Below are 7,015 nucleotides of genomic sequence, written 5' to 3' on the forward strand. Positions count from 1 at the left end.
ATTATTGAAGATATATTGATGTGAAACGTGACGATGATAAAGCAAAAATGGATTAACGATCAACTTAACCACCTAATAATTATATTTATTCATAAACACCCACTTTCACCACGAAAATAAAAGCACCATGAATATCAATATTTAAAATGTGAAACAACAGTCAATGATAAATTCAATAAATAATGCACCAAAGGAATGTTTGCAATGGATACTATAAGGCGGGCTAAAACATTAAGCGGATGAATAAAGGAAACCATAGAGACGACTGGGGCAATATAATTCGCTCATTATGCAAATTTAGCGTAACAACGCAATCAATTACTCAGAGGGAAAATATCTGGCTTCCATCCGATTGCCCCTTCGCGGCGGACGCTTAATAGTGCTGGCGCGAAATCTAAACGGTAACAATATTCTTCTGCTCCCCTTACTCCCCACAAACCGATTTTTTGCGGATAACGAGCCACAGCGCGATGTCGAACAAAGTTGTCGTTAGCAAAAAAACATGAGCCCGGTTACAAGACGCACACGACACCGTCGTCGGCATCCTGAACGGTTCGCATTCTGCAAGTCGCCAGGCTATATCTAAGACACCTTTCGCCCACAACGAGACACAAAGATGAGCAAGAAAATCCTAATGCTGGTCGGCGATTATGCCGAAGATTACTTGAACAAAATTATAACTAACTGATTTAAAATAAAATTAATTAATAATTACCTAAAATATGTACTTAATTATGTACTCACAAACCTAAACAATCCATTTGACTAGTAATCATCTCTCGCTGAATACTGTATATTCAACCAGCACAAAGGTGATTATCATGCGTGTAGAAATCAGCATTGCCAAAGAGAAAGCCGCGAAAATGCCAAAGGGGTCAATGGAGGCCTTGAAAGACGAAATGACCCGTCGAATCAGCAAGCAATATGACGACGTTGAAGTGATCGTGAAAACGGCCAGTAATGATGGACTGAGCGTTTTGTGGGCGACTGATAAAGAAATCGCCAAAGAATTTGTAGAGACCACTCTAAAAGACGCTTGGGAGACGGCTGACGACTGGTTTGTGCGTTGATCGGTCTATATAATCATTCGCGGTGATCTCCTGCCTGAGTCACTAACCCCACCAGGCAGCAGCATACATTAGCTGCCGGGTGGGCCTATGTGCAACACACTTTGAACTATTCACTAAATGAGCTGCCTGAATAATAACCACTATTAATAAGGTTCACTATGACTACTCTTCTGATCACCTCAAGCGTTGTATTTGTCATCCTCGCACTATTTACCATAAGCGTCATAAAACTATGGATTGGAGTCTCCAACAACCCTGACTAGCACCATCAGAGCCCCTCCCCATCCCTGCCATCATCCACAGCCTGTTTTCGCAATGGTCAGGCGTCTTATCGACGAAATACGTTTGTTCCCGCGCTGTCCAGGAGTTAGCTTCCACCTCTGATAAGTGGATGCCGCGCCGGCGCAGAGAGTTGACAAAGTCACTGGTGCGTTGGTACTGATACCCTTTCGGGTTGCGAGAGATAGAGGCGCAGAACGCCTCCCTGATTTTGTGCTGGAGCATGGTAGCCTCCTGGTCAATACTGGTTGCGCACAAAGTAGTTTTATCCGAGAGGAGAATCAATATAGGTTCTGGCTATCAATTTATGTCATTTCCGTAACATATTGATGTAACGAGTAAGGTAAGTCTTAAAGTGTTATCAGCCCTTAGCTGTTTGATGGTTTTGCGAACAATGCGAGGTTAAAATTTTTCAGCTATGGCAATGCCTTCATAGCAAATTGTTCACCTGCGATCTCTTGCATACGGTTCGCAGGTGAGCAAACTTAACCGGCTGGAAAATATTTATAAATCGTCTTTACTCCCACCCCTATCACATCGGCTACCAAACCAATGTTTTAACTGCTCAGACCAGAAATATCTGGAAGCTTTAGGCATCTTCTTGGAAGATAGATGAGCGCAAAGACGCACACAGCAATGATATTATGTAGTATTTTCCCCTTGAGTGTGCCTGCTCAAGGGGATTTTTTATCGCCGTATTGTACTGGCAAATATTTGTAAATCGTCTTCACTCCCACGCCTGTCACATCGGCCGCACGCTACTGGACAGGCGCTTAGTCCGGTATGTTTCTCGCGCTACTACTGCTTACGTTAACGTCTGGTAATGATCTAGCGGCGCGACGTAAAGCAGTGTTAAAGGCAATTAAAGTCACTGGCCGACGTTCGTACTTCACACGATTCGAGTGGCTCTGAAACACAAAAACGTCCCCTGGATAGTTTTTCCTCCTGCGATCAATCATCGCCATCGCCGGAGAACTCAATTCAATACACAGCTCCTTTAGTCGTCCCTGTTCTCGTATCAGTATCGAATGACCATCAACATCATCGTACCGAAGCGCCAGCAGCCTTCCAGCACTAAGGCCCGTGTGAAAAATCAATGCCCACAAATCAGCCCAGGTATCAGAAATGTTGGCAAGTTGGCTATTTATCAGCAGAAACTGCGCGAACGTTAATGTTTTCTTCCTGTTCATATTTAGACAAGGCTAATCTCTATCAATCATGCGTGTATTTGACAATAGCTGCTAAATACTCCATTTATTTGTAAGGTTCAGCAACTATTTATGTGGTCTGATGTCTAATGAATAACCAATAAAAACAGGCGCTAAAATGACTATTATACTCGTTACTGCAACACTACTTACATTCTCAGGTCTCATGATGCTTGGACTTTTACAACTCTGGGAAGGCATATCAAACAATCACGAAAAGTTTTGATAGCCATCAGACTTATAGCTCATCCCGTTACTGGCAAATATTTATAGATAGTCTTCACCCCTACCCCGACCACATCTGCAACCTGCTGCCGGGTTGCGCTGTTCTCCAGCATGCGCCAGCAACGCTCCACAACTTCAGTGGTCATTATCCGGCGGCGGCCACCGATGCGGCCCTGCTCTCTCGCCGCGGCTAAACCCGCGCGCGTTCTCTCCACTATCAATTCCCTCTCCATCTCCGCAAGGGCGCTCATAACATGAAAGAAGAAGCGGCCGGCGGGTGTCGAAGTGTCGATCGAATCGGTCAGGCTGCGAAAATGAATCCCCCGCTCCTGCAGTTCAGATACCAAAGTAATGAGGTCGCGTACGCTGCGACCGAGGCGATCGAGCTTCCAGACCACCAGCACATCACCAGGTCGAAGACGGCGAATAGCTTTCCTTAATCCGGGCCTTTTAGCATTCTTACCGCTGGCGGTGTCTTCGAAAATCAGTTCACATTCTGCGCGAACCAGCGCGTTTTTCTGTAAATCGAGGTTTTGATCGCCGGTAGATACCCGCGCGTAGCCAATCAGCATTATGCAACCCTTTGAAATAGCTGATTGTAAATTGCCGGGATTGTTCGCGTAAACCTGGGTTCAAGCGACGGCACAAAACTCATCGGCGGTCTGCCTTTTGTAACTCCTGAGATGTTCGGCTCAAGCCGGGGTGATATAACCCACGATGAAGCTTTTCGGCTGATGCTTGCTGCGGCCGCGGTGCATCCAACTCGAACGGCATGGGCGCCTGGTGATTATGAACTGTTTGATACCCATATTCCGCCGCAGGGAGTAACACTCATCATTGATGGCGTTATTAAGCATAATCCCGTCGGTGATTTCACGTGGTCTGAAAGTAATCGACGTTCTGATTACTCATTATTTCTGGTTACAGAAAGTGATATAGCCATTAAAGGTTCAGGGAGAATTGAAAATAAATATGAGGCTGTGTCTGTAGATGCAGGTGGCGATAACTTTAAATTTGAAGGGGTAACGATTTCTAATCCTGACCGTTCGAAATCGGTTGGGTTATCAATTTACAACGTATCTAACGTCAGTGTGTTGAATTGCCTGATTGCAAATAACGGCAGCAAAGGAACATATGTAAATAGTTCGAGCGCGGGAATTACCGGGCGCTACGGTAATGGTATTGATAGCGGAGGTATCCGGGGGCTGACCGTTAGCGGGCTTTCACTGATTGATAACGGCGGAAATGGGTTCTGGTGTTACGGTGTCGGGGATTTAACCTTCACGACTAACTGGTGCCTCATGAATGGTGTATCCGGGATGCAGTATGGCCCACATCCGGATTATGATGGCGTGAACATTTCATACAACATCTGCCGTGAAAATGCTGCGGACGGTATTGATATTAACTACACCGGCGCTTCGCCAGTCCCGATAGCAGGCGTTTTTAACGGTAATATTTGCCGACGCAACGGTTTTTTTAATTCTGATACGACGAAACCTACAGCCGATGGCTCAGGTATCACCCTGCGTAATGTGACCGATTATATCTGCGCAGACAATATGATACGGGATAATAACGGCGTAGGCATTTATTGTACATTTGCGGCTGATGCCCATATCCATGATAACGTCATTATCAACAGAATAATGTTGTCTGCCGGTATGTATCAGGGCTTCGTGTCAACGGATGTAAACATCCACGATAACCGGATTATTACCAAAGGGACTGCCTATCAGGAAGGCGGCTCTATGCCTGTCTCACGAATGTCATTCCACAGTAACAAGTTATTTAGTTCTCAGGCCCAGTCGGTATCCATTCCGAGCAATACACAGACGGACAGAACCTGGAAAGACAACCATCACGTAACGCCTAACGTCATCAACTTCTGGTTCTCAGTTAAAGATGACACTGTGCGCTATACGGGAAGCACAGGCAGGGCGGTTTACATTAACGCCAACTACGGCAAATTTCGCGACGTTACCGTTAACGGCGCAACGTCAGACGACCTGGTTTATGTTGATGGCGGTCTTAAAAACATCTTCTCCGGGTTTACGGCAAATAACACCGGAACCGGGAGGGCCGTATACACCAATAACAGCGCTCGTCTCAAGTTCGCGGATTCGTTTATCCAGTGCGCTGCGGGTACGGCATTATTCTGCTATGCCGGTACTACCGTTGATCTGGATAGCTGCGATGTCATCGGCGCTACCGCCATAAGTGCGCCACTGCCAGCATCCGGAAGTGCCGCAGAGATAAAGAAAGCTGGTACGAACTTTATAAGCGGTACGGTCAGTACAGCCACCCCGGTTAAACAAGTTACGTATTCATAGGGTGAAAACTATGGCATTTAAAATCACGAAAGAGTTAGAGGCGAGTCTGGTATCAAATGGCGTTGTAATTGGCTATCAGGCCCAGAGCGCGGAGCTAATCATGACGGTTACCAGCGTTTCGGTTTACCCGGACGGAACAGGAACGGCATACCTGGAAACCACAGTGAATGGGTCATCTAACGGCGATGTGCGCTCATTCCCGATAACCTGGCTGAATGGAGATATTTTCAGCCAGGCGCAAGCGCAAATCATGGGGCTGGGTGAGTTTTCCGGGGCTGCAAAAATATAAATCAATCCCGCCATTACCGGCGGGTATGTCATTCAACTCTTAACTTTAGCGCTACCTCGGCCTCAGACAGCGGATCGCCACTTCCTGAATAGGTGAATGGGATGTAATTCCTCGCACCCTCAGCATCGGCGTCAGATGTAACAGTGTAAAAAGCGATACCGTTCGCCCCTTCAAGCTCGATCCTCTCGATGGTGTATGTAAGGATGACTTTAAGCGTCGCAGTGCCAACCGCAATACCATCGACAGTTACCTGATTAACCGCAACTTCTTTCTCTATTGTAAACATGGCAAATCCTTATTCTGTCAGAACGTACTGAACTGAGCCGTAAATCGTCAAACCTGTTCCGCCTGTAATTGAGAAAACAGCCGGTGAGCTATTGGTTAACAGTAGAATCTCTTTTGTGGTCGGGTTCGTTTGCGCAATAATGATTGCCGAGCCGGCACGACTGCAAATTATCGGGGAAACTGTTAATCCCCCGTCGCTCAGTGCGGCTACTGTGAACGGAAGCCCTGATATCACTACCGCGCCACCTGTCGTCAGCGCCATTGACGTGGTTTCGATTCTGAATGTCGCATGCACTAACCGCCCCGAGCGGCGATAGGTTCCCGCGGTGGTATTCAGCGTCACGACTTCTGAGCCGCATTTGACAACCGGCGTCCAGACGCCCTTGTAGTACTGGAATGCTTCCTGTGTGTTATCAAAAAACCGTATCGGGCGCTGGACGCTATACTGACGGCGCCAGTCATAGAGGTATACCGTTTTCCCTTCGGCGCTGTTCCACTCTGCAATCTGCGCGGTCGAGTAGTCCTCTGTGTCATCACGGAACGGATTGATGATGAGCGGGCCGTTGATGGTTGGTGGTTTCTGGCTGAACGGGTGTGTAGCCACGCCAGCCGAAACGACAGTTCTGTCGACAGTGATACCACCCTCACAAACCATCGCGGGCGCTTTTGTCAGTGTCGCATTCCACGGGTCCTGATAGTCGGTATAGAACTGATTACCGGCAATGGTTGTCGTTGTGGTGTCAACGAGACATGTCTTTTCAACGTATGACGTGTGAATCACGTTGTAACTGCCTGCGTCGGTGTAGAACGGGACGCGGTGGGTTCCCAGCACCTTCACATCGTCAAGGCAGACCCCGTTCACCGCACGTCCATAGCGACTGAGGACGGTGAATGCCCGGCCCGCAATACCGGGAAACGAACGCGCTGAATAGCCGCTGGCGGTATTGTTTGTCAGCCTGCCGCCTGCGGAGGTTCGCGCCGAGTTGGCGGATTTATAGATATACGTATCGAACCACGTATCAATCGCCTCATCGGCAGGGCCAAACAGCCGTGGCTTGCCGTAAAAGTGATATTTCGTATACCGGATAGCATCAACCCAGCCCACTTTGAAAATCTCTGCCGCCGGATAGGGTGGGAGATACGGAATCGTGACCGCGGCATTTCGTTGCGTCCACGCCCCGCCATAGGCGTCGCCGGTAAAGCAATCACGGGCGACAACGAAACCGTTGCAAACGGAGTCGGCCCCCATAAACCAGCCCGTCAGACAGCAATCACGGATGAGGAAATTATCTTCTGTGGACCGGTCAAGAACGCCATTCCCGTAGC

Annotated in this window: 8 protein-coding genes and 1 pseudogene; 4 read left to right on the top strand and 5 right to left on the bottom strand. The window is 47.9% G+C overall.

Going from position 1 to position 7,015, the window contains the following annotated elements; all coding sequences use genetic code 11:
- Positions 1 to 821 precede the first annotated feature (821 nt).
- Complete coding sequence (locus HMPREF1024_RS09090) at positions 822 to 1,070, top strand: DinI-like family protein (RefSeq protein ID WP_002902136.1); 249 nt, start codon at positions 822 to 824, stop codon at positions 1,068 to 1,070.
- A 158-nt stretch (positions 1,071 to 1,228) separates the two neighbouring features.
- Positions 1,229 to 1,333 (top strand): YnaM/YnfT family protein, encoded by a 105-nt coding sequence (locus HMPREF1024_RS32175; protein WP_349815103.1) that lies wholly within the window; start codon positions 1,229 to 1,231, stop codon positions 1,331 to 1,333.
- On the opposite strand, the gene HMPREF1024_RS09085 is transcribed toward HMPREF1024_RS32175, so the two are convergent.
- The 3 genes from HMPREF1024_RS09085 to HMPREF1024_RS09080 form a co-directional block, all read right to left on the bottom strand.
- Complete coding sequence (locus HMPREF1024_RS09085; RefSeq protein WP_009309048.1) at positions 1,293 to 1,574, bottom strand: hypothetical protein; 282 nt, start codon at positions 1,572 to 1,574, stop codon at positions 1,293 to 1,295. The genes HMPREF1024_RS32175 and HMPREF1024_RS09085 overlap by 41 nt on opposite strands.
- Positions 1,575 to 2,122: 548 nt before the next feature.
- Positions 2,123 to 2,539, bottom strand: a complete 417-nt coding sequence (locus HMPREF1024_RS32095; protein WP_032451387.1) for a hypothetical protein — start codon at positions 2,537 to 2,539, stop codon at positions 2,123 to 2,125.
- A gap of 263 nt (positions 2,540 to 2,802) precedes the next feature.
- Positions 2,803 to 3,354, bottom strand: a complete 552-nt coding sequence (locus HMPREF1024_RS09080; protein ID WP_009309049.1) for a recombinase family protein — start codon at positions 3,352 to 3,354, stop codon at positions 2,803 to 2,805.
- A 111-nt stretch (positions 3,355 to 3,465) separates the two neighbouring features.
- Between HMPREF1024_RS09080 and HMPREF1024_RS29030 the strand changes: the two genes are divergently transcribed.
- Together HMPREF1024_RS29030 and HMPREF1024_RS09075 are read left to right on the top strand one after the other, a co-directional pair.
- The gene (locus HMPREF1024_RS29030) at positions 3,466 to 5,115 is read left to right on the top strand and encodes a right-handed parallel beta-helix repeat-containing protein (protein ID WP_077251093.1); all 1,650 of its coding nucleotides are present in this window, start codon (positions 3,466 to 3,468) and stop codon (positions 5,113 to 5,115) included.
- Positions 5,116 to 5,125: 10 nt separating this feature from the next.
- On the top strand, positions 5,126 to 5,404 hold the full coding sequence (locus HMPREF1024_RS09075) for a hypothetical protein (protein ID WP_009309051.1): 279 nt from the start codon (positions 5,126 to 5,128) through the stop codon (positions 5,402 to 5,404).
- 28 nt (positions 5,405 to 5,432) lie between these two features.
- On the opposite strand, the gene HMPREF1024_RS09070 is transcribed toward HMPREF1024_RS09075, so the two are convergent.
- Both HMPREF1024_RS09070 and HMPREF1024_RS09065 read right to left on the bottom strand, forming a co-directional pair.
- Entirely contained in the window at positions 5,433 to 5,690 is a 258-nt protein-coding gene (locus HMPREF1024_RS09070; RefSeq protein ID WP_009309052.1) for a hypothetical protein, read from the bottom strand.
- Between the two features lie 9 nt (positions 5,691 to 5,699).
- Positions 5,700 to 7,015: pseudogene (locus HMPREF1024_RS09065) on the bottom strand (hypothetical protein); the annotation flags it as partial.

This window comes from Klebsiella sp. 4_1_44FAA (genome assembly GCF_000238715.1).
GTDB classification, from domain to species: Bacteria; Pseudomonadota; Gammaproteobacteria; order Enterobacterales; family Enterobacteriaceae; genus Klebsiella; species Klebsiella pneumoniae.

Bases quoted from the DNA above. Each gene is read 5' to 3' on its own strand.
- HMPREF1024_RS32095 (WP_032451387.1), bottom strand. From the start codon at position 2,539: ATGAACAGGAAGAAAACATTAACGTTCGCGCAGTTTCTGCTGATAAAT.
- HMPREF1024_RS29030 (WP_077251093.1), top strand. From the start codon at position 3,466: ATGTTCGGCTCAAGCCGGGGTGATATAACCCACGATGAAGCTTTTCGG.
- HMPREF1024_RS09080 (WP_009309049.1), bottom strand. From the start codon at position 3,354: ATGCTGATTGGCTACGCGCGGGTATCTACCGGCGATCAAAACCTCGAT.
- HMPREF1024_RS32175 (WP_349815103.1), top strand. From the start codon at position 1,229: ATGACTACTCTTCTGATCACCTCAAGCGTTGTATTTGTCATCCTCGCA.
- HMPREF1024_RS09070 (WP_009309052.1), bottom strand. From the start codon at position 5,690: ATGTTTACAATAGAGAAAGAAGTTGCGGTTAATCAGGTAACTGTCGAT.
- HMPREF1024_RS09085 (WP_009309048.1), bottom strand. From the start codon at position 1,574: ATGCTCCAGCACAAAATCAGGGAGGCGTTCTGCGCCTCTATCTCTCGC.
- HMPREF1024_RS09090 (WP_002902136.1), top strand. From the start codon at position 822: ATGCGTGTAGAAATCAGCATTGCCAAAGAGAAAGCCGCGAAAATGCCA.
- HMPREF1024_RS09075 (WP_009309051.1), top strand. From the start codon at position 5,126: ATGGCATTTAAAATCACGAAAGAGTTAGAGGCGAGTCTGGTATCAAAT.